Annotated in this window: 19 protein-coding genes, 2 tRNA genes and 1 riboswitch; of the genes, 12 read left to right on the top strand and 9 right to left on the bottom strand. The window is 75.2% G+C overall.

The window, feature by feature from the left end; genetic code table 11:
* Nucleotides 1-13 precede the first annotated feature (13 nt).
* From ACHZ99_RS21115 to ACHZ99_RS21105, 3 genes are all read right to left on the bottom strand, one after another.
* Nucleotides 14-409 carry a type II toxin-antitoxin system VapC family toxin gene (locus tag ACHZ99_RS21115; RefSeq protein ID WP_420306231.1) on the bottom strand — a complete coding sequence of 132 codons (396 nt, stop codon included), beginning with the start codon at nt 407-409 and terminating at the stop codon, nt 14-16.
* Nucleotides 406-645 carry a FitA-like ribbon-helix-helix domain-containing protein gene (locus tag ACHZ99_RS21110; protein ID WP_420306230.1) on the bottom strand — a complete coding sequence of 80 codons (240 nt, stop codon included), beginning with the start codon at nt 643-645 and terminating at the stop codon, nt 406-408. Before ACHZ99_RS21110 ends, ACHZ99_RS21115 begins: the two co-directional genes overlap by 4 nt.
* A gap of 112 nt (nt 646-757) precedes the next feature.
* Nucleotides 758-842: transfer RNA gene (locus ACHZ99_RS21105), tRNA-Leu, on the bottom strand.
* 84 nt (nt 843-926) lie between these two features.
* Between ACHZ99_RS21105 and ACHZ99_RS21100 the strand changes: the two genes are divergently transcribed.
* Complete coding sequence (locus tag ACHZ99_RS21100; RefSeq protein ID WP_420306229.1) at nt 927-2,144, top strand: nucleoside/nucleotide kinase family protein; 1,218 nt, start codon at nt 927-929, stop codon at nt 2,142-2,144.
* Nucleotides 2,145-2,201: 57 nt separating this feature from the next.
* Here ACHZ99_RS21100 and ACHZ99_RS21095 read toward each other — a convergent pair.
* Together ACHZ99_RS21095 and ACHZ99_RS21090 are read right to left on the bottom strand one after the other, a co-directional pair.
* Nucleotides 2,202-2,275: transfer RNA gene (locus ACHZ99_RS21095), tRNA-Lys, on the bottom strand.
* Nucleotides 2,276-2,323: 48 nt separating this feature from the next.
* Entirely contained in the window at nt 2,324-3,436 is a 1,113-nt protein-coding gene (locus ACHZ99_RS21090) for a Gfo/Idh/MocA family oxidoreductase (RefSeq protein ID WP_420306228.1), read from the bottom strand.
* Between the two features lie 1,575 nt (nt 3,437-5,011).
* Here ACHZ99_RS21090 and ACHZ99_RS21085 point away from each other — a divergent pair.
* From ACHZ99_RS21085 to ACHZ99_RS21075, 3 genes are all read left to right on the top strand, one after another.
* A complete protein-coding gene (locus tag ACHZ99_RS21085; protein ID WP_420306227.1) occupies nt 5,012-5,791 on the top strand; it encodes an HAD-IIA family hydrolase in 780 nt (259 codons plus the stop codon).
* A gap of 164 nt (nt 5,792-5,955) precedes the next feature.
* Nucleotides 5,956-6,561 (top strand): hypothetical protein, encoded by a 606-nt coding sequence (locus ACHZ99_RS21080; protein ID WP_420306226.1) that lies wholly within the window; start codon nt 5,956-5,958, stop codon nt 6,559-6,561.
* A complete protein-coding gene (locus tag ACHZ99_RS21075) occupies nt 6,551-7,213 on the top strand; it encodes a class F sortase (RefSeq protein ID WP_420306225.1) in 663 nt (220 codons plus the stop codon). Before ACHZ99_RS21080 ends, ACHZ99_RS21075 begins: the two co-directional genes overlap by 11 nt.
* On the opposite strand, the gene bcp is transcribed toward ACHZ99_RS21075, so the two are convergent.
* The gene (gene bcp, locus ACHZ99_RS21070; RefSeq protein WP_420306224.1) at nt 7,197-7,676 is read right to left on the bottom strand and encodes a thioredoxin-dependent thiol peroxidase; all 480 of its coding nucleotides are present in this window, start codon (nt 7,674-7,676) and stop codon (nt 7,197-7,199) included. The genes ACHZ99_RS21075 and bcp overlap by 17 nt on opposite strands.
* Nucleotides 7,677-7,778: 102 nt before the next feature.
* Here bcp and ACHZ99_RS21065 point away from each other — a divergent pair, with 102 nt between their 5' ends.
* The 3 genes from ACHZ99_RS21065 (at nt 7,779) to sugE (ending at nt 8,927) form a co-directional block, all read left to right on the top strand.
* Nucleotides 7,779-8,123 (top strand): DUF3618 domain-containing protein, encoded by a 345-nt coding sequence (locus ACHZ99_RS21065; protein ID WP_420306223.1) that lies wholly within the window; start codon nt 7,779-7,781, stop codon nt 8,121-8,123.
* Between the two features lie 55 nt (nt 8,124-8,178).
* Nucleotides 8,179-8,481, top strand: coding sequence for a GroES family chaperonin (locus ACHZ99_RS21060; RefSeq protein WP_420306391.1), 303 nt, complete (start codon nt 8,179-8,181; stop codon nt 8,479-8,481).
* A gap of 29 nt (nt 8,482-8,510) precedes the next feature.
* Nucleotides 8,511-8,575, top strand: a riboswitch (guanidine-III (ykkC-III) riboswitch).
* Nucleotides 8,576-8,606: 31 nt separating this feature from the next.
* On the top strand, nt 8,607-8,927 hold the full coding sequence (sugE, locus tag ACHZ99_RS21055) for a quaternary ammonium compound efflux SMR transporter SugE (RefSeq protein ID WP_420306222.1): 321 nt from the start codon (nt 8,607-8,609) through the stop codon (nt 8,925-8,927).
* Between the two features lie 27 nt (nt 8,928-8,954).
* On the opposite strand, the gene ACHZ99_RS21050 is transcribed toward sugE, so the two are convergent.
* Nucleotides 8,955-11,249, bottom strand: coding sequence for a transglycosylase domain-containing protein (locus tag ACHZ99_RS21050; RefSeq protein ID WP_420306221.1), 2,295 nt, complete (start codon nt 11,247-11,249; stop codon nt 8,955-8,957).
* Between the two features lie 178 nt (nt 11,250-11,427).
* On the opposite strand from ACHZ99_RS21050, the gene ACHZ99_RS21045 reads away from it, so the two are divergent.
* The 4 genes from ACHZ99_RS21045 to ACHZ99_RS21030 are packed head-to-tail and all read left to right on the top strand — an operon-like array spanning nt 11,428 to nt 14,736.
* Nucleotides 11,428-12,225, top strand: coding sequence for an ABC transporter permease (locus tag ACHZ99_RS21045; RefSeq protein WP_420306390.1), 798 nt, complete (start codon nt 11,428-11,430; stop codon nt 12,223-12,225).
* Nucleotides 12,218-13,033 carry an ABC transporter permease gene (locus ACHZ99_RS21040; protein WP_420306220.1) on the top strand — a complete coding sequence of 272 codons (816 nt, stop codon included), beginning with the start codon at nt 12,218-12,220 and terminating at the stop codon, nt 13,031-13,033. Before ACHZ99_RS21045 ends, ACHZ99_RS21040 begins: the two co-directional genes overlap by 8 nt.
* Nucleotides 13,034-13,055: 22 nt before the next feature.
* Nucleotides 13,056-13,994, top strand: a complete 939-nt coding sequence (locus tag ACHZ99_RS21035) for an ABC transporter ATP-binding protein (RefSeq protein WP_420306219.1) — start codon at nt 13,056-13,058, stop codon at nt 13,992-13,994.
* Nucleotides 13,995-14,004: 10 nt separating this feature from the next.
* Nucleotides 14,005-14,736, top strand: a complete 732-nt coding sequence (locus ACHZ99_RS21030) for a DUF1707 SHOCT-like domain-containing protein (RefSeq protein ID WP_420306218.1) — start codon at nt 14,005-14,007, stop codon at nt 14,734-14,736.
* Nucleotides 14,737-14,849: 113 nt separating this feature from the next.
* On the opposite strand, the gene ACHZ99_RS21025 is transcribed toward ACHZ99_RS21030, so the two are convergent.
* Together ACHZ99_RS21025 and ACHZ99_RS21020 are read right to left on the bottom strand one after the other, a co-directional pair.
* Nucleotides 14,850-16,457 (bottom strand): MFS transporter, encoded by a 1,608-nt coding sequence (locus ACHZ99_RS21025; protein WP_420306217.1) that lies wholly within the window; start codon nt 16,455-16,457, stop codon nt 14,850-14,852.
* Nucleotides 16,458-16,498: 41 nt separating this feature from the next.
* Complete coding sequence (locus tag ACHZ99_RS21020) at nt 16,499-17,041, bottom strand: TetR family transcriptional regulator (protein ID WP_420306216.1); 543 nt, start codon at nt 17,039-17,041, stop codon at nt 16,499-16,501.
* Between the two features lie 118 nt (nt 17,042-17,159).
* On the opposite strand from ACHZ99_RS21020, the gene ACHZ99_RS21015 reads away from it, so the two are divergent.
* The gene (locus tag ACHZ99_RS21015) at nt 17,160-18,458 is read left to right on the top strand and encodes a DUF445 domain-containing protein (protein ID WP_420306215.1); all 1,299 of its coding nucleotides are present in this window, start codon (nt 17,160-17,162) and stop codon (nt 18,456-18,458) included.
* Nucleotides 18,459-18,748: the final 290 nt, after the last annotated feature.

Raw genomic sequence — 18,748 nt, 5'->3', positions numbered from 1 at the left:
AGGAACCTTCCCATCACTGCCGGAGGTTGAGCACCGTGCAGGTCATGCCCGGGACGGCTGCCATCTTCGCGTCGACGGTCACCAGGTCCGCCCCCAGAGTCTCGGCGAGTGCGACGTAGGAGGCATCGTAGGGCCACATGTTGTGCCGCAGCTCCCAGATACGAGGCAGCAGGGGAACGTGTGCGTAGCGTCGCATCGGGATGCGTCCGAGCAGATCCAGGGCGCGCTTGGCCTCCTGGGCCGGGAGCTTGTTGCCGCGCACCAGGCCGCGCAGCGTCGACGCGCATTCCAGGTCGACGGCGTACGGGGCGGCCAGGCGGTGTCCGGTGACCTTGGCACGGACCTGGTCGGCCAGCTTGGTGGTACCGACCAGATAGTCCACGAGAGCGGAGTTGTCCAGGACGATCACGCGGCGCGCGTCTCCCGGGTGTCGTTGATGGCGGCAAGGATGTCGTCCTCGGTGACGCTGCCGCGGGAGGCGATGCTGCGTGCTTCTTCGGCGAACTCCTCGGGGGTCAGGGTGTCGGCCTCGCCGATGAGCAGTTGCCTGACGTACGCCTGGAGGGACTGCCCGGCGCGGGCCGCCCGGACCTTCAGCGTGGTGAGGGTCTCGTCTGGAACCTCGCGTACGTGAATGCTCGCCATGCAAGCATTCTAACTCCATCGCATGCAGTCTGCCACCGCGCTCGGTGCTGCGAGCAGCCAGCGAGCCATACACCGCCGTCGCCGCAGAGCACAGTCTCGTACACGTGCCCCGTGCGGCGGGAGGGATTCGAACCCTCAAGCCCTGTCAGGGGCCACAGATCCTAAGTCTGCTGCGTCAGCCATTGCGCCACCGCCGCTCGCCCGGAATGTTACCCGGCCCCGGATCGCGGCCCCGATACCGCGGCTGCCGCCCCGCCCGGCGCGACGCGTAGGGTGCGGCCATGCGTACCGAGCAACTGGCCGACGACGCGTGGGCGCTCCTCGGCGATCGGCGGCGGGTGGTGCTGGGGCTGGCCGGGGCGCCCGGGGCGGGGAAGTCGACGCTGGCGCGGGGGCTGGTCGCGGCGCTGCGGGCGCGGCACGGGGCCGGCGGCGCCGCGTACGTGCCGCTCGACGGCTTCCATCTCGCAGGCGCCCAGCTGGACCGCCTGGGCCTGCGCGACCGCAAGGGCTCCGAGCCCAGCTTCGACGCCGCCGGGTACGCCGCGCTGCTGCGCCGGCTGATGGCGGAGCCGGACGCGGAGGTCTACGTACCGGACTTCGACCGCGCGCTCGACGAGCCCGTCGCCGCCCGGCACCGCGTCGCGCCGGGCACCCGGCTGATCGTCACCGAGGGCAACTACCTCGCCTGCGACCTCCCCGGCTGGCACGCCGCGCGGGAGCTGATGGCCGAGGTCTGGTACGTGGACGCCGCGGACGCGGTGCGCGACGCGCGGCTGATGGACCGGCACGTGGGCTTCGGCCGTACGGAGGCCGCCTCCCGCGCCTGGATAGACGCGAACGACGCGCCCAACGCGGAGCTGGTGAAGGCGTCGCGGGCGCGGTGCGACCGGATCGTGGCCGGGACGGGCGCCCCGGCGCCCGCGGAGGCGCGGGGCGGGGCGGACGGGGACGGGGCCGCCGGCGGCGACATCGTGCTCGTCAGCGGGCCCCCCGGAGCCGGCAAGACCACCGTCTCCCGCCTCGTCGCCCAGGCGTCCCCCCGCTCCGTGCACCTCCACACCGACGACTTCTGGGCCGCCATCGCCCGGGGCGCCGTCGCCCCCTACCTGCCCGCCGCGCAGCGCCAGAACGAGACCGTCGTCGCCGTCGCCGCCGGTGCCGCCGCCCGCTACGCCGCCGGCGGCTACCGCGTCGTGCTCGACGGCGTCGTCGGGCCCTGGTTCGTCGACGCCTACCGCGCCGCCGCCGCGGCCGCCGGCGTGCCCCTGCACTACGTCGTCCTCCGCCCCGACGAGCCGACGACCCTGGCCCGCGCCACCGCCCGCACCGGCCCCGACGCGCTGACCGACCCCGGGCCGGTGCGGGCCATGCACCGGGAGTTCGCCGACCTCGGGGCGTACGAGGCGCACGCGCTGGACACCGGCGGCCAGCCGGCCGAGGCGACCGCCGCGGCCGTGGGCGACGCCGTCGCGGCCGGTTCGCACCGCCTCGGCTGAGCGCGGGCGGGCAGCGCGAAGAGCCCGGGCCGACCCGGCCCGGGCTCTTCGGGTGCGTACGCCGCCAGGGACTCGAACCCCGGACCCGCTGATTAAGAGTCAGCTGCTCTAACCAACTGAGCTAGCGGCGCCTGCGCTGTCGTACGACGCCGTCAAGCATACCGGTTCCGCGCGGGTGCTCAGCCCCCTTCCGCGAGCCGTACGACCCGGCCCTCCGCCGCCGAGCGGCGGGCCGCCTCCAGCACCCGCAGCGTCGCGGCGGCGTCGGCGGCGGTGACGGGCGGGGGCGTGCCGGTGCGGAGGGCCCCGGCGACGGCGGCGTAGTACGCGGGGTAGTCGCCGGGGAGGCTGGGGACCGGCTCGCCGCCGCCGGTCAGCGGGGACTCCCCGGCGCCGAGGCGGCCCCAGAGGTCCTCGGGCTCCGCGCCCCAGGGCGCCGCCGCCCCGGCCGCGCCGCCGTCGCCCGGGCGGCGGCCCGCGCGCAGCGCCGCCTCCTGCGGGTCGAGCCCGTACTTCACGTACCCGGCGCGGCTGCCGAGGACCCGGAAGCGGGGCCCGAGCTGCGGGGCCATCGCGGTCATCCACAGGTGCGTACGGACCCCGCCCTCGTGCGTCAGCGCGACGAAGTCGTCGTCGTCCACCTCCGAGCCCGCCCGCCGGGCGTCGGACTCGGCGTAGACGGAGGTCACCGGGCCGAAGAGGGTCAGCGCCTGGTCCACGAGGTGACTGCCCAGGTCGTACAGCAGCCCGCCGGCGTCGGCCGGGTCGGCCGAGTCGCGCCAGCCGCCGCGCAGCGCGGGGCGCCAGCGCTCGAAGCGGGACTCGAAGCGGTGGACGTCGCCGAGCGCGCCGTCGGCGAGCAGCGCGGCGAGCGTACGGAAGTCGCTGTCCCAGCGGCGGTTGTGGAAGGCGGAGAGGAGCAGCCCGCGGGCGTCGGCGAGGGTGGCCAGTTCGTCGGCCTCGGCGGCGGTGGCGGCGAGCGGCTTGTCCACGACGACGGGCAGCCCGGCCTCCAGCGCGGCGGTGGCCAGCGGCACGTGGGTGCGGTTGGGGGACGCGACGACGGCGAGGTCGAGGCGGTCGGCGCGGGCGAGGAGGGCGTCGGCGGTGGCGACGGCGGTCGCCTCCGGGTAGGCGGCGCGCACCTGCTCCTGCCGCCCGGGGTCGGCGGTGACGACGGTGTCGAGGACGAGGCCGTCGGTGGCCTCGACCAGCGGGGCGTGGAAGACGGACCCGGCGAGTCCGTAACCGAAGAGACCGACGCGGAGCGGGGTGCCAGGGGTGTCAACCATGGCCGTCACTCAACCACACGGGCAGCGGCGGCGATCGCGCCGGGCCCGACGGGGCGGGCGGGGCGGGGGTTGCGCCGGACGGGTGTTGTGCGGCCGGGTTCTGGGCCGTTCAGAGTCGTCCCGCCGATCGCCGGTACGGGGGCCGTGACACGGTCGCGACCATGGGACCGCGCTCCGCACTCGCCCTCACGGCCGCCGCCGCGGCCCTCCTGACCACCCCCGTACCGGCGGCCGCCGCACCCCACCCGCCGCTCGTGCCGCTCGCGCCGCGCTGCGGCGGCCCCGGGGCCGGTGGCTTCCCCCTGACGGCCGAGCTGCGCGGCGACGGCGCCGCCCGGCTCCGGGCCGGGGGCCCGCCGCACGGCCTGACCCTGCGGCTGCGCAACACCGCGGACCGGCCGTGCCGCGCGGTGCACCCGGTGGCGGTCCTCCGCCACGAGGACGGCGACCGGCTTCGGCCGGGCGACATCCGGCTGCGGTTCTACGACGCCGGGGAGCGGCGCTGGCGGCCGGTGACGTTCGAGCGGACGGGCGCGGGAGAGAGCGCGGGGGTGTTCGCGGCGGGGTTCCCCGGCTTCGCGCTGCCGCCGCGCGGGGGGCGGGAGGTGCCGGTGCGGCTGGGCTTCGGGGAGGCCGCCCCGGAGGGGCGGGTGACCGTGAACGTGACGGCGGTGCAGCGCCGCGGGGACGACGGCGAGTGGGTCGGGCAGTCGGAGGACTACGAGGTCGGGATCGAGCCGGGGAGGTCGTGCTGCGGCGGTACGGCCCGGCCCTCGGAACCGGGGCGGGGGACGGAACCCACGGGACCGGAGGAGGAACCGGCGGGCCCGGAGGAGCCGTCCGGCCCGCCGGAGCGCCCCGCCGGGCCGGGCGCCACGCCCCCGTGGGAGGGGGCGACGCCGGAACCGCCGCGGGGCCCGGCGGAGCCGGGTACGGGAGAACGCGGAGCCCCCGGACCTCCGGCCGCCCCGCCGGCACCGGGCACCCCGGACGGACCGGACGGACCGGGCGGGCCGGACGGACCCGGCGGACCGGCGGCGCCGGGCGGCACCCCCGTACCGAGCTGGCCCGGCGACGTACCGCAGCCGCCGCCCCGGCTCCCCGGCACCGCGCCGATGCCGGACGCCCTGGCCGCGACGGGCCCCCGCCTGACCGCCGCCGCGGCGCCGCCGCGGCGTCCTCCGCCGCGACCCGCCGCGCCGCCGGCCCGCCGCTCCGCCGAGGCGCTGAGAGCGACCGCCACCCGGTCGCCTCGCCGGTGCGGCACGGCCGCCCCCGTTCCGGGGGCGGCGGGCGCCCCCGCCGGCCCGGCGGTCTTCGCCGGTCCCGGCCTGCGCCACGCCACCGGGCGGTGCGGACCAGGGCCCGGTCCCGGCGCCAGCTCCGCACAGCCACCAGCCACCCATCCTGCGCACCTGCGTCAGGCTGGTGACCCGGCCCCGGGCGCCCCCACGCCACCGCCAGCCCCCACCTCCACGCACAGCCCCTCCCACACTCTTCACCCGCCGCCCCTCCTCTCCCCCGCACCTCCGTCTACGCTGGTGGCCCAGTCCCCGAGCACCCCTGGGAGAGCAGATGGCGGAGCGCATGCCGGTCGAGTCCTGGCTGACGGACATGGACGGGGTGCTCATGCACGAGGGCATCCCCATCCCCGGCGCCGACGCCTTCATCAAGCGGCTCCGCGAATCCGGCAAGCCCTTCCTCGTGCTCACCAACAACTCCATGTACACCCCCGGCGACCTGCACGCCCGCCTCTCCCGCATCGGCCTGGACGTCCCGGTGAAGAACATCTGGACCTCCGCCCTGGCCACCGCCAAGTTCCTCGACGACCAGCGCCCCGGCGGCACCGCGTACGTCATCGGCGAGGCCGGTCTCACCACCGCGCTGCACGACCACGGCTACGTCCTCAGCGACCACCGCCCCGACTACGTCGTCCTCGGCGAGACCCGCACGTACAGCTTCGAGGCGCTGACGAAGGCCATCCGGCTCATCGAGAACGGCGCCCGCTTCATCGCCACCAACCCGGACGAGACCGGCCCGTCCACCGAGGGCCCGCTGCCCGCGACCGGCGCCGTCGCCGCGCTCATCACCAAGGCGACCGGCAAGGACCCGTACTTCGTCGGCAAGCCCAACCCCCTGATGATGCGCGCCGGGCTCAACCAGATCGGCGCCCACTCCGAGTCGACCGCGATGATCGGCGACCGGATGGACACGGACATACTGGCCGGGCTCGAAGCCGGGATGGAGACCTACCTCGTCCTGACCGGGCTCACCCGGGCGGACCAGGTGGAGCGCTTCCCGTACCGGCCCTCGCACATCGCCGACTCGATCGCCGACCTGGTCGAGCTGATCTGAGGCCGATCCGGGAAGGCGGCCCGGCCGCGGGCCGCGCTCCCCCGCCGCAACCCCGCGGCCGCCGTTCGGGTGGGCGGCAACCGGATCGGCCCAGTGCCGCCGCCCTGCGGATGCGGGGCCCCGGCGCGTGCCGACCCTGGGAGTGAGAGCTTCCCGGAGGTCCCATGCGCCCGGTCCGTGTCTGCCTCACCGCCGTTCTGCTGCTGACGGGCGGTGCCGCCGTCTCCTGCGGCACCGACGCGTACGCCCGCGGCGAGGTGAGCGTGACCCCGTACCGCGTGCAGCGCGGCGACCCGGTGCAGGTGAGCACCGGCTCCTGCCGGGGCGACCACGCCTCGGCGACCTCCGAGGCGTTCGAGGCGCCGGTGAACATGCGGCCGGACAACTTCGGCGGGCTGACCGGGGCGGGGAAGATCAAGTGGACCGCGCGGCCCGGTACGTACCCGGTGTGGGTCGAGTGCGACGGCGCCGAGCGGGTGGCGCGCGGCCGGGTGGAGGTGGAGGAGCCGCACCGGCGGCCGGACCCCTGGAAGAACAACTGGCGGCACGAGCCCTGGTCCCCGGTGACGGCGGGCGGCGGCGGGACGGCGCAAGCGCGGCAGGCGCGGGCGCGGCAGGCCGCGGAGGGGGACGGCGGCGGCCCCGGCGCGCTCCCGCTCGTCCTCGCGGGCGGCGGCGCGGCGGCCCTCGCGGTCACCTTCGCCGTACGCCGCCGGGGCCGCGGCGCCGCCGGGGGCGGCCCGTACGGGAGCGGCCCCGATGGCCGCTGAGCCCGCCCGCCGCCGTCCCTCCCCCGTCACCGTCGCCGCCTGGGCCGCGCTGCTGCTGGGCCTCTGGCTCTGGGGCCGCGGCCTGGACGGCGGCGAGGCGGGCGGCACGCTCTCCGACGCCGCCGCCGGCGCGCAGGTGCTGCGCGACGGGCCGCCGGCCGCCCGCCCGCTGCCCGGCCGGCCGGACGCCGACGCGGTGCCCGCGGGCGTCGCGGTGCCGTCGGTGGGGGTGGCGGGGCCGGTCGTCGGCCGCGGGCTGGACGAGGACGGGGCGGTGGCGGCGCCGCCGTTCGGCAACGCGAACGAGATCGGCTGGTACCGCGGCGGCGCCCGGCCCGGCGCCGCCGGCGTCGCGGTCTTCGTCGGGCACGTGGACACCCGCGCGAAGCCGGCGGTGTTCTACCGGCTCGGCGACGTGCGCCCCGGCGAGGAGGTCACCGTCACCCGGGCGGACGGACGCACGGCGGTGTTCACCGTCGAGCGGGTGGAGACCGTCGCCAAGGACGACTTCGACGCCCAGCGCGTCTACGGGCAGCACAAGCGCGGCCGGGCCGAGATCCGGCTGCTCACCTGCGGCGGCGCGTACGAGCCCGGGGAGCGGACCTACACGGGCAACGTGGTGGTCTCCGGCTACCTCACGCGGGCGACGTGATGTCGAGGTCCCTGAGGAGCTTCGCGACGTGACCGGTGGCCTTGACGTTGTACAGCGCCCGCTCGACGGTGCCCTTCTCGTCCACGACGACCGTGGAGCGGATGACGCCGGTCACCGTCTTTCCGTAGAGCTTCTTCTCGCCGAAGGCGCCGTACGCCGCCAGCACCTCCTTCTCCGGGTCGCCCACGAGCGTCACCTTCAGCGACTCCTTCTCCCGGAACTTCGCCAGCTTCGCCGGCTTGTCGGGCGAGACGCCGATGACGTCGTAGCCGGCGGCGGCCAGCACGTCGAGGTTGTCGGTGAAGTCGCACGCCTGCTTGGTGCAGCCCGGGGTGAGCGCGGCCGGGTAGAAGTAGACGACGACCTTGCGGCCGCGGTGGTCGGCGAGCGACACGTCGTTGCCGTCCGCGTCGGGGAGGGTGAAGTCGGGGGCGGGGTCGCCGGGCCGCAGTCGCTCGCTCATGGTGCTTTCCCTACTCCTCGGTGCGGGGCGGATGTCGCACCCGAGCGTAACGGCTGACAGACTGTCGAAAAGCAGACGGACGGCGAGGACGGAGGCACCGCGGTGTCGGACGGCAGGACTCCCGCGCAGATCGAGGCGGACATCACCCGCCGGCGGCAGGATCTCGCCGCGACGCTCGACGAGATCTCGCTGCGGGTGAGCCCCAAGACCCTGGTGGACGAGGCCAAGGCCCGTACGAAGGGCGCGGTGGACCGCACCGCCGGGCAGGCGTTCGTGGTGGCGAACCGCGCGGTCGACAGCGCCCGCGGCGTGCTCGTCTCGCCGGACGGGGGCCCCCGGCTGGAGCGGATCGTGCCGGTCGCGGTCGCCGTCGTGGCCGTCGCCGGGCTGCTGGCGGCGGGGTCGCGCCGGCCGAAGAAGTCCCGGGGCAGGCGGCGGCGCCGCTAGCGACGCGGGTACCGTCGGGTACGTGAATACGCCCCACGACAAGCTGCCCATCCGGATGCTCCACGACCGGGTACTCGTCCGCACCGACGCCGCGGAGGGCGAGCGCCGGTCCAGCGGCGGCATCGTCATCCCCGCCACCGCGGCCGTGGGCCGCCGGCTGACCTGGGCGGAGGTGGTGGCCACCGGGCAGAACGTACGGACGGTGGAGCCGGGCGACCGGGTGCTGTTCGACCCGGAGGACCGCGGCGAGGTCGAGGTGCGGGGCGTGGGCTACGTGCTGCTGCGCGAGCGCGACCTGCACGCGGTGGCCTCGGAGCGGCTGGAGGGCACGGAGGACTCCACGGGCCTGTATCTGTAGCCTTCCCGCTCCGGCCGGCGCCCGTCGGCGGCTTGCTACCGTTGGGGCAACCCGACGAGACGCGCCGTACCGGGTCACGCAAAGACGACGCACCCCCGTCAGCCCGACGCACGGAGGTCCGTCTCATGGCCTGGGTTCTGCTGCTCGTCGCCGGTCTGCTCGAAGTGGGCTGGGCGATAGGAATGAAGTACACCGAGGGCTTCACGCGCCTGTGGCCCAGCGTGTTCACCGTCGCCGGCATCGCCGCCAGCATGGCGCTGCTCGCCCAGGCGGCGAAGACCCTGCCCATCGGCACCGCGTACGGCGTGTGGGTGGGCATCGGCGCGGGCGGGGCGGCGCTGCTCGGCATGGTGGTGCTGGGGGAGCCCGCGACGGCCGCGCGGGTGTTCTTCGTCGCCCTGCTGCTGGTCTCGGTGGTCGGTCTGAAGGCGACGTCCGGGCACTGATCCGGGCACTGATCCGCGTACCGCCCCCTACTGCGGCACCGGCGGGGCCGCCCCCGCCGGTGCCGCGGGCGCGGGTGCGGCCGGGGCCGTGGGGGCGGGTGGGGGTGCCGGGGCGGGCGGGGGTGCCGGGGGCGGGGTGTACGGCATCCGCTGCCGGTGGGTGATCTCCAGGGCGAAGTCGCTCGCCGGCACGTCCCACAGCGCGTCCCGGGTGTACGCGCCCCAGATCTTCGCCGGCACCCCGCCGCCGCTGATGCGGTCCTCCCCCAGCACCCCGTGGAGCGACTTCTGCGCCCCGGTCTCCGGGTCCTGCCCCATCACCCCGACCACCGTGGCCAGCTCCGGGGTGTAGCCCGCGAACCACGCCGAGCGGTCGTGCTCGCCGGTGCCGGTCTTGCCGGCCGCCGGCCGCCCGGCGAGCTGCGCCTCCTCGCCGGAGCCGCTCTCGACGACGTTCTGGAGCATGGCGGTCGTCGTGTCCGCCGCCGTGCGGGAGATCACGGGGTGCGGGCGCTGCGGCGGCAGCTGGAAGATCTCGCCGTTGCGGCTGAGCTTGTCGACGAGCCGGTAGCCGCCGTGGTTGCCGTGGCCGGCCAGGGTGGCGTACGCCTGCGCGAGGTCGAGCGCGCTGGGGGTGGCGGTGCCGAGGCCGATGGAGGGGTGGTCCTTCAGCTCCGGGGTGGCGGGCGGCAGGCCGAGCCGGATCGCGGTGCCGCGGACCTTCTTGGGGCCGACGTCCTGGGCCATCTGCGCGTAGACGGAGTTGACCGACTCGTTGGTGGCGTCGGCGACGTTGATGCGGCCGTAGGAGACGTCGTCCTGGTTGTCCGGCGAGTAGCGCAGCGGTTCCCCCTTCCGGCCGATCACCTTGCGGCCGCTCTCGCCGTCGTACATCGTCCGCGGCGTGATCCGCTTGCCCTCCCAGTTCCGCGCCTTCTCCTGCACGGCGGCGGCGAAGACGAACGGCTTGAAGGTGGAGCCGGCCTGGTAGTCGCGGCGGGTGGCGCTGCTGACGTACTGCCGGGTGTAGTCCGGGCCGCCGTAGAGCGCGACGACCTCGCCGCTGGCGACGTCGACGGAGGCGCCGCCGACGCGCACGTAGGCGTCGGCGGGGTTGGTCTCCGGGTCGAGCCGGTAGGTCAGCTGCTCGTCCACCGCGGCCACGAAGGCGTCCTGCTTGTCGGGCTGGAGCGTCGTGACGATGCGGAAGCCGCCGGCGGCGAGCGTCTTCTCGTCGATGATGCGGTGCTCGACGAGGTAGCTGTTGACGGCCTCGACGAGGTAGCCGCGCTGCCCGGACAGGCCGGGGTCGAGCCGGTGCTCGCCGGGCACGGGGAACTCCATGCGCTCACGCGCGCGGGGCGTCAGCCAGCCCTCGGTGACCATGCCGTCCAGCACGTAGTTCCAGCGGGCCTCGGCGGCGGGCCGGTTGCCGGGGTGCACGGTCACGTCGTACGTGCTGGGGGCCTGGAGCAGCGTCGCGAGGTACGCGCCCTCGGCGACGGTCAGCTCCTCGACGTCCTTGTCGTAGTACGCCTGCGCCGCGGCCTGCACGCCGTAGGCGTTGCGGCCGAAGTAGCTGGTGTTGAGGTAGCCCTCCAGCACGTCGTCCTTGCTGACCTCGCGGTCCAGCTTGATCGCGATGAACGCCTCGCGGAGCTTGCGGCTGATCGTCTGCTCCTGGTCGAGGTAGTAGTTCTTCACGTACTGCTGGGTGATGGTCGAGCCGGACTGGGTGCCCTTGCCGGTCAGGGTGTGGTAGCCGGCCCGGACCATCGCCAGGGGGTTGACGGCGGAGTCGGAGTAGAACTCGCGGTCCTCGGCGGCCAGGACGGCCATCCGCACGTGGTCCGGGACGCGCCGCAGCTCCACGCTCTCGCGGTCGACCTCGCCCTTGACGGCGAGTTTGGAGCCGTCGGCGTAGAAGTAGTGGTTGCTCTGCGCGGTCGCCATCTCGTTGGGCCGCGGGATGTCGACGGTCAGATAGCCCACGGCGAACGCCCCGGAGGCCAGCGCCACCGTCAGCATCGCGGCGCCCAGCAGCACCTTCCACCACGTCCTGCGGTACGTCCGCCGCCCCCGGCGCCGCGCGGGGCGCCGGGGGGCCGGGGCGAGCGGGACGGGCGGGGCGGGCGGCGGCGCCGGGCCGTCGCCCGGGGCGTTCCCGTCCGCGGCGCTCGCGTCGGCACCGCCCCCGTCCGCGGCGCCGTCCGCACCGTCGTCCGTGCCGCCGTCCGTGCCGTCCGGGCCGTCCGGGCCGTCCGGGCCGTCGTCCTCGTCCGGCTCGTCGGCGGGGCCGAAGCTCCGGACGCCCTGTCGCATCTCCGTGTGGCTCATCTGCAGTCCGTGGGATCGATCCATCGTCTGATATGACACTTGCGATGCAGTTTGTCATTAAGAATGCAGATATCCGGGAGGTGTGGATAACCGGTCGCGGGGCTCAACCCGACTGGACTAGAGTCCGTTGCTTTGTGCCGGGAGCAGGGGGGTGGGGTGGACGATGCTGTACGGGCTGGTGGCGGCCGGCGGCTTCCGCCGCTTCTCGACGTACCGCGCGGCCACCGCCGCCGGCGTCTTCACCAACACCGTCTTCGGCTTCATCCTGGCGTACACCTACCTCGCCCTCTGGCACGAGCGCCCCCAGCTCGGCGGCTACGACCAGGCGCAGGCCCTCACCTTCGTCTGGGTCGGCCAGGCGCTGCTGGCGCCCGCCGCGCTCCTCGGCTTCGGCTTCCAGGAGGAGTTGCAGGAGCGCATCCGCACCGGCGACGTGGCCGTCGACCTGTACCGCCCCGTCGACCTCCAGCTGTGGTGGTGCGCCCACGACTTCGGCCGGGCCGCGTTCCAGCTGCTCGGCCGGGGCGTCGTGCCGATGGCCGTGGGGGCGCTGGCGTTCGAGCTGGCGCTGCCGACCGCGCCGCACACCTGGCTGCTCTTCCTGCTCGCCGTGACGCTCGGCTGCCTGGTCAGCTTCGCCATCCGTTACCTGGTGGGGCTGGCCGCGTTCTGGCTCCTCGACGGCCAGGGCATCAACCTCATCAACGCGCTGGTGGCGATGCTCCTGTCCGGCACCCTGCTGCCGCTGACCGTCTTCCCCGGCACCCTCGGCGACGTCGCCGAGGCGCTCCCGTGGGCCGCGATGCTCCAGGTCCCCGCCGACGTGCTGCTCGGCCGGCACACCGGCGCGGGCGTCGCCGGGGCGCTGGCGTTCCAGGCGGCGTGGGCGGTGGCGCTGCTGGCCGCCGGGCGGGCGTTGCAGGCGGTCGCGACCCGCAAGGTGGTGGTCCAGGGTGGCTGAGCTGGGCACGGGGGTGCGGGGGTACGGGCTGATCGTCGGCATGTGGGTGCGTACGACGATGACGTACCGCCTGTCGTTCGCCATGACCGCCCTGGGGAACCTGCTGATGACCGCCGCCGACTTCGCGGCGATCGCGATCATGTTCTCGCACACCGACGTGCTCGGCGGCTTCACCTTCGCCGAGGTCGCCTTCCTCTACGGCACCACCTCCACCTCCCTCGGCCTGGCCGACCTGCTGCTGGGCAACCTGGACCGGATCGGCAGCCGGATCCGCGACGGCACGATGGACGCGCTGCTGGTCCGGCCGGTGCCGGTGTTCGCGCAGATCGCCGCCGACCGCTTCGCGCTGCGCCGGGTCGGCCGGGTGCTCCAGGGGCTGACCGTGCTGGTCTGGTCGCTGACGGCGCTGGACGGCGTGGCGTGGACGCCGGCCGCGGTGCTGCTGGTCCCGGTGATGGTGCTGTCGGGGGCGGCGATCTTCGGGGCGGTGTTCGCGTGCGGGGCGGCGTTCCAGTTCTGGGCCACGGAGGCGGCGGAGGTACAGAACTCGTTCACGTACGGCGGCAACACGCTCACCCAGTACCCGCCGACGATCTTCGGCAAGGACCTGGTGCGCGGCGTCACGTTCGTCGTGCCGCTGGCGTTCGTGAACTGGTTCCCGGCCCTGCACGTGCTCGGCCGGGACGACCCGCTGGGCCTGCCCGGCTGGGTGGACTTCGCCTCGCCGCTCGTCGCCGCGGCCTGCTGCGCGCTGGCCGGGCTGGCGTGGCGTACGGGGCTGCGCGGATACCGCAGCACGGGAAGCTAGGGAAACTCCAGGGAGGCACGCCGTGATCGAGGTCGAGGACCTGGAGAAGGTCTTCGTCGTACGCCGCCGGGCCGGGCGGCTGCGCCGTACGAAGCACGAGGTGCGCGCCGTCGGCGGCATCGGCTTCTCCGTGCCGCGCGGCGAGGTCGTCGGCTACATCGGCCCCAACGGCGCCGGCAAGTCCACCACCATCAAGATGCTCACCGGCATCCTCACCCCCACCGGCGGCCGGCTGCGCGTCGCCGGCATCGACCCCGCCCGCGAGCGGACCCGGCTGGCCCGGCGCATCGGCGTCGTCTTCGGCCAGCGCACCACCCTGTGGTGGGACCTGCCGCTGCTCGACTCGTACCGGCTGATGCGCCGCATGTACCGCATCCCCGACGACCGCTACCGCGCCAACCTGGCGCGCTGCACCGAGCTGCTGGACCTCGGCGACCTGCTTGAGGTGCCCGTACGGCAGCTTTCCCTGGGCCAGCGGATGCGCGGCGACATCGCCGCCGCGCTGCTGCACGACCCCGAGGTGCTCTACCTGGACGAGCCGACCATCGGCCTCGACGTGCTGAGCAAGGCGAAGGTGCGGGAGTTCCTGCGCGAGCTGAACGCGGACCGCGGCACGACCGTGCTGCTCACCACGCACGACCTGTCGGACATCGAGCAGCTCTGCAAGCGGGTGATGGTCATCGACCACGGCCGGCTGATGTACGACGGCGACCTCGCCGGGCTGCACGCGGTCGGCGAGAGCGAGCGGATGCTCGTCGTCGACCTGGAGCGCGAGCTGCCGCCCATCGACGTCGCCGGCTGCCGCACCGTGAAGGTGGAGGGGCCGCGGCAGTGGCTCGCGTTCCCCGCGGACGCCAGCGCGGCGCCGCTCGTCGCGGAGGTGGCCGAACGGTGGCCGCTGGTCGACCTCTCCGTACGGGAACCGGACATCGAGGACGTCATCGCCCGCATGTACGCATAGGCTCGTTCCCATGACGAGCGATGAGCACCTGCCGGAGTTGCGCGCCTCGGACGCCGACCGGGAGCGGGTCGCCGAGATCCTGCGCGACGCGCTGGCGGAGGGCCGGCTCGCCCTGGACGAGTTCGAGGAACGGCTGGAGGAGACGTACCGGGCGAAGACCTACGCCCAGCTCGAACCGGTCACCCGCGACCTGCCCGCGGCCGGCGGCCCGCCCGCGGTCGCCGCCCCGGGCGCCGCCGCACCGGCGCGGGCGCCGGGTGCGGCGTCCGGCTGGACCGGCCGCATCGGCGGGGAGGCGACGTCCCGCAAGGGCATCGCCATCATGAGCGGGTTCGAGCGCAAGGGGCGCTGGACGGTGCCGCGGCGCTTCACGATGTTCTCGTTCTGGGGCGGCGGCGAACTCGACCTGCGCGAGGCGGACTTCGAGGCCGAGGAGGTGGAGATCCGCTGCATCATGATCATGGGCGGGGCGAACGTCATCCTTCCGCCGGACATCGCCCTGGAGGTCCGCGGCATCGGCGTCATGGGCGGCTTCGACCACTCCCACACCGGCGTCCCCCGTACCCCCGGCACCCCGCGCGTCACGATCACCGGCTTCGCCCTGTGGGGCGGTGTGGGGACGAGCCGGAAGAAGACGAAGGCGGCCCGGCGCGCGGAGGCGGAGGCGGCGCGGGAGCAGCGCCGGCTGGCCAAGGAGGAGCGGCGGCTGGCGCGCGAGGAGCGCCGCAAGCGGCTGGAGTAGGACGGGACTTGGCGGGACCGGACGGGCCCTGACGGGACCCGCGCGGCGCACGGCCCGGAGCGCGGCAGTGCGCACCCCGCCCCGGTCCTCACGTCGGCCCGTCCCCCGCCGGTCTAGCGATCGGAGGGCGGCGTTCCGGTCACGGCTCCGGCGGCCTCCGCGTCTGTGCCTGCATCCGCGTCTGCATCCGCGCCGGAGGCGTCCTTCTCCGGCGCGGCGGTCGCGGTGCGGTGGCCGAGGAGGGCGCGGGCGGCGACGCCGCCGGCGGCCAGCACGGCGGCGGTGACCGCCAGCGTGAGCGCGTAGCCGTTGTCGAAGGCCGCGAAGGCGGTCTCCAGCAGCGGCCCGGACTCGTCCGGCGGGAGCCCGGCGGCGACGGCGCGGGCCTCGTCGAGGCTGTCGGCCGCCGCGCCGGGGGCGCCGGCGGGGAGGTCGGCGGTGGCGGTGTAGACGGCGGTCAGGGTGCTGCCGAGGACCGCGACGCCGGTGAGGCTACCCAGTTCGTACGAGACCTCCTCGACCGACGACGCCATGCCGGCCCGGTGCGGCGGCGCGCCGCCGATGATCGCGGCGGAGGCGGCGGTCATGACCGTCCCCAGCCCGAGGCCCGCCAGGACCATGCCGGGGACCACCCAGCCCGCGGCGCGCCCGCCGTCCAGCAGCGGGCCGGCGCCCGGCGTGAGCAGGAGCGCGAGCGCGACGCCGAGGGCGCCGAGGAGCAGCCCGCCGCCGACGAGGTGCCGCGCCGGCACCCGGTACACCAGGGCGCCGACCACGACGCCCGCCGGCAGCGCGCCGAGGGCGGACGTGGCGACCAGCAGCCCGGCGTGCAGCGGGCTGAGGCCGAGCACGAGCTGGAGGCGCTGGGCGAGGATCAGCTCGGTGCCCGCGGTCGCGAACATCGACAGCCCGGCGCCGAGCACGCCGGCGAGCAGCTGACGGTTGCGGAAGAGCGCGAAGTCGATCAGCGGGTACGTACGGCGGCGCTGGCGGCGTACGAAGACGGTGAAGCCGGCGGCGGAGACGAGCAGCGCGCCGGCGAGGGGCAGCGGGTCGGGCGCCGGCCGCGCGGCTTCCTTGATCGCGTACACCAGGCCCACCAGCCCGGCCATGACCTGCGCGGACGCCACCGGATCCCACGGCCGGTCCCGGCTGCCGGAGCCGCCGGGCGCGAGCACCGCGGTGGCGGCGAGGGCCGCCAGCACGACGGGCACGTTGACCAGGAAGACCGAGCCCCACCAGAAGCGGTCCAGCAGCACCCCGCCCACCACGGGCCCGAGCGCGGCGCCGGCGACGGCGATCGTGCCCCAGATGCCGATCGCGACGCCCCGCTCGCGCTCGTCGTCGAAGGTGAGCCGGATCAGCGCGAGCGTCGCGGGCATCATCGCCGCCGCGCCGACCGCGAGGAAGGCGCGCGCGCCGATCAGCACCGCCGCCGAGGGCGCGAAGGCGGCCACCGTGGACGCGGCGCCGAAGACGACGAGCCCGGCCAGGAACATCCGCTTGTGGCCGACGCGGTCGCCCAGCGTGCCGGCGCCGAGCAGCAGCCCGGCCATCACCAGCGGGTAGGCGTTGATGATCCACAGCTTCGACGAGGGGTCGGCGTGCAGCTCGGCGGTGAGGGTGGGCAGCGCGGTGTAGAGGATCGTCATGTCGAGCGAGATGAGCAGCAGTCCCGCCGACACGGTGGCGAGCACCCACCAGCGTCGCGCCTGGAGCATCGGGCACCTCTCCGGGTGTGTACGTGGACGGGGCCGGGGCCTCAGGGCGCCGGGTCGGTGAGCGCGGCGAGCCGGCGCCGCACCGCGTCGGCCACCTCCGGGGCGAGCGCGGTCTGCGCGGTGGCGTGGAACAGCCACAGCCCGTCCGCCGCCAGCCGGGCCAGGAACAGGTCGACGGCCTCCGGATCCGGGTCGGGCCCGGGCGGCTCGGGCGCCCAGCGGTCCGCGAACTCGTCCCAGATCCGCGCCAGCTCCGGCCGGGTCGCCGACGCGACCATGAACGCGAAGTCCGCCCGCCCGCCGCCCTGGCCGCAGAGCCGCACGTAGGCGGCGGCCCGCTCGCGGGCGGTGGCCTCCTCGAACGGCTTGCCGAGCTCGGCGCGCAGGTCCCGCTCCAGGCACTCGGTCAGGTGCCGCTGGATCGCGAGCAGCAGCGCGTCCCGGGTGGGGAAGTGGTACATCAGCCCGGGCTTGGTCAGCCCGGCCTCGGCCGCGGCGGCGTCGAGCGTCAGGGCGGTGATCCCCGCCCGCTCGACCACGCGGACGGCCGCTTCGAGGATCTGGGTGCGGGAGCTGGGCCTCATGGTTCGTAACTTTACCATCCGGAAGGCAAAGTTACGACGGAAGTGAAAGATGGTGACCGCCCCGGGGACAATGGCCGTCGAGAGACTGCGGGAAAGCGGCGTGAGCGGACGGAGCGGGATGGATCGGCTGACAGCGGACAGACCGGGTGGCCTCGCGGACGGCTACACGGACGCCGACGCGGAGAAGCGGCGCGGCGTGCGCCAGATGAAGGCCATCGCCACCGGCCTGCTGCTGCTGGCCGCCGTGGTCTTCACACTCGCCCGCTGGGCGCAGCACAACGGCGCCGGCGCCTGGTCCGGCTACGTCGCCGCGGCGGCGGAGGCCGGCATGGTGGGCGCGCTGGCCGACTGGTTCGCGGTCACAGCGCTCTTCAAGCGGCCCCTCGGGCTGCCCATCCCGCACACGGCGATCATCCCCACCAAGAAGGACCAGCTGGGCCAGAGCCTCGGCGACTTCGTCGGCGAGAACTTCCTCTCCGCCGAGGTGGTACGCACCCGGCTGCACGCCCTCGGCCTCGGCGGCCGCGTCGGCGGCTGGCTCGCCGAGCCCGCCAACGCCGACCGCGTCACCGCCGAGGCGTCGACCGCGCTGCGCGGCGCGCTCGCCGTGCTCCGGGACAACGACGTGCAGGCCGTCGTCGGCGAGGCCATCAACCGCCGCGCCGCCGCCCTGGAAGTGGGGCCCGGGCTGGGCAAGCTGCTGGAGAAGATCGTCGCGGACGGCGGCCACCGCCGCGTCGTCGACCTCGTCTGCGAGCGCGCCGAGAGCTGGCTGATCAGCAACGGCCCCTCGGTCGTCGGCGCCGTCGCCGGCGGCGCGCCCGGCTGGACCCCGAAGTTCGTCGACCGCCGGGTCGGCGAGCGGGTCTACAAGGAGCTGCTGCGCTTCATCAGCGAGATGCGCATCGCGCCCGACCACCCCGCACGCGGCGCCCTCGACCGGTTCCTCTCCGACTTCGCCGCCGACCTCCAGGGCGACACCGCCACCCGCGCGCGCGTCGAACGGCTCAAGGGCGAGGTCCTGGCGCGCGACGAGGTGCAGGACTTCATCGCCTCCGCGTGGACGTCGCTGCGCGGCATGATCGTCGGCGCGGCCGACGACGAGCGCAGCGAACTGCGCCTGCGGGCGCGGGCGGCGCTGCTGTCGTTCGGGCAGCGGATGGCGGCCGACGAGCGGTTGCAGGAGAAGGTCGACGGCTGGGCGGAGGACGTCGCGACGCACGTGGTGACGACGTACCAGCACCAGATCACGTCGCTGATCTCGGACACGGTGGCGGGCTGGGACGCGGACCACACGTCGCGGAAGATCGAGGCACACATCGGGCGGGACCTCCAGTTCATCCGGATCAACGGCACGGTGGTCGGCGCGCTCGCGGGGCTGGTCATCTACACGGTGTACCGGGCGATCGCCGGCTGAGCGGAGCCCTCCCGGGGGGCCGGGGCGTACGGGCCGGGAGAGCCGGGGCGCAGGGGCCGGGAGAGCCGGGACGTACGGGCAGGGAGAGCCGGGGCGCAGGGGCGGCCGGGAGAGCCGGGGCGTACGGGCCGGGGAGGCCCGAGGGCCCGCGGCCCGCCCCGGCCCGGCGCGGTCGGGCGGCCGCCGGGCGCGGGCGGCACGGACCGCACCCCCTCCACGCCCCCGCCCCACAGGCACCCACCCGCCAGGCCCGGGCCGCACGGCCCATACCCCCTCCGCGGCCCCGCACC

This window comes from Streptomyces sp. MAR4 CNX-425 (assembly GCF_048656465.1).
In the GTDB taxonomy this organism is placed as follows: Bacteria; Actinomycetota; Actinomycetes; order Streptomycetales; family Streptomycetaceae; genus Streptomyces.
The sequence above is the reverse complement of the archived record's forward strand: the minus strand, read 5'-3'. Positions and strand labels throughout refer to the sequence as shown.

Excerpts from the sequence above, each read along its gene's own strand:
- ACHZ99_RS21110 (WP_420306230.1), bottom strand. The coding sequence starts at position 645 with ATGGCGAGCATTCACGTACGCGAGGTTCCAGACGAGACCCTCACCACG.
- ACHZ99_RS21100 (WP_420306229.1), top strand. The coding sequence starts at position 927 with ATGCGTACCGAGCAACTGGCCGACGACGCGTGGGCGCTCCTCGGCGAT.
- ACHZ99_RS21090 (WP_420306228.1), bottom strand. The coding sequence starts at position 3,436 with ATGGTTGACACCCCTGGCACCCCGCTCCGCGTCGGTCTCTTCGGTTAC.
- ACHZ99_RS21085 (WP_420306227.1), top strand. The coding sequence starts at position 5,012 with ATGGCGGAGCGCATGCCGGTCGAGTCCTGGCTGACGGACATGGACGGG.
- ACHZ99_RS21080 (WP_420306226.1), top strand. The coding sequence starts at position 5,956 with ATGCGCCCGGTCCGTGTCTGCCTCACCGCCGTTCTGCTGCTGACGGGC.
- ACHZ99_RS21075 (WP_420306225.1), top strand. The coding sequence starts at position 6,551 with ATGGCCGCTGAGCCCGCCCGCCGCCGTCCCTCCCCCGTCACCGTCGCC.
- bcp (WP_420306224.1), bottom strand. The coding sequence starts at position 7,676 with ATGAGCGAGCGACTGCGGCCCGGCGACCCCGCCCCCGACTTCACCCTC.
- ACHZ99_RS21060 (WP_420306391.1), top strand. The coding sequence starts at position 8,179 with ATGCTCCACGACCGGGTACTCGTCCGCACCGACGCCGCGGAGGGCGAG.
- sugE (WP_420306222.1), top strand. The coding sequence starts at position 8,607 with ATGGCCTGGGTTCTGCTGCTCGTCGCCGGTCTGCTCGAAGTGGGCTGG.
- ACHZ99_RS21050 (WP_420306221.1), bottom strand. The coding sequence starts at position 11,249 with ATGCGACAGGGCGTCCGGAGCTTCGGCCCCGCCGACGAGCCGGACGAG.
- ACHZ99_RS21045 (WP_420306390.1), top strand. The coding sequence starts at position 11,428 with ATGCTGTACGGGCTGGTGGCGGCCGGCGGCTTCCGCCGCTTCTCGACG.
- ACHZ99_RS21030 (WP_420306218.1), top strand. The coding sequence starts at position 14,005 with ATGACGAGCGATGAGCACCTGCCGGAGTTGCGCGCCTCGGACGCCGAC.
- ACHZ99_RS21025 (WP_420306217.1), bottom strand. The coding sequence starts at position 16,457 with ATGCTCCAGGCGCGACGCTGGTGGGTGCTCGCCACCGTGTCGGCGGGA.
- ACHZ99_RS21020 (WP_420306216.1), bottom strand. The coding sequence starts at position 17,041 with ATGAGGCCCAGCTCCCGCACCCAGATCCTCGAAGCGGCCGTCCGCGTG.
- ACHZ99_RS21015 (WP_420306215.1), top strand. The coding sequence starts at position 17,160 with ATGGATCGGCTGACAGCGGACAGACCGGGTGGCCTCGCGGACGGCTAC.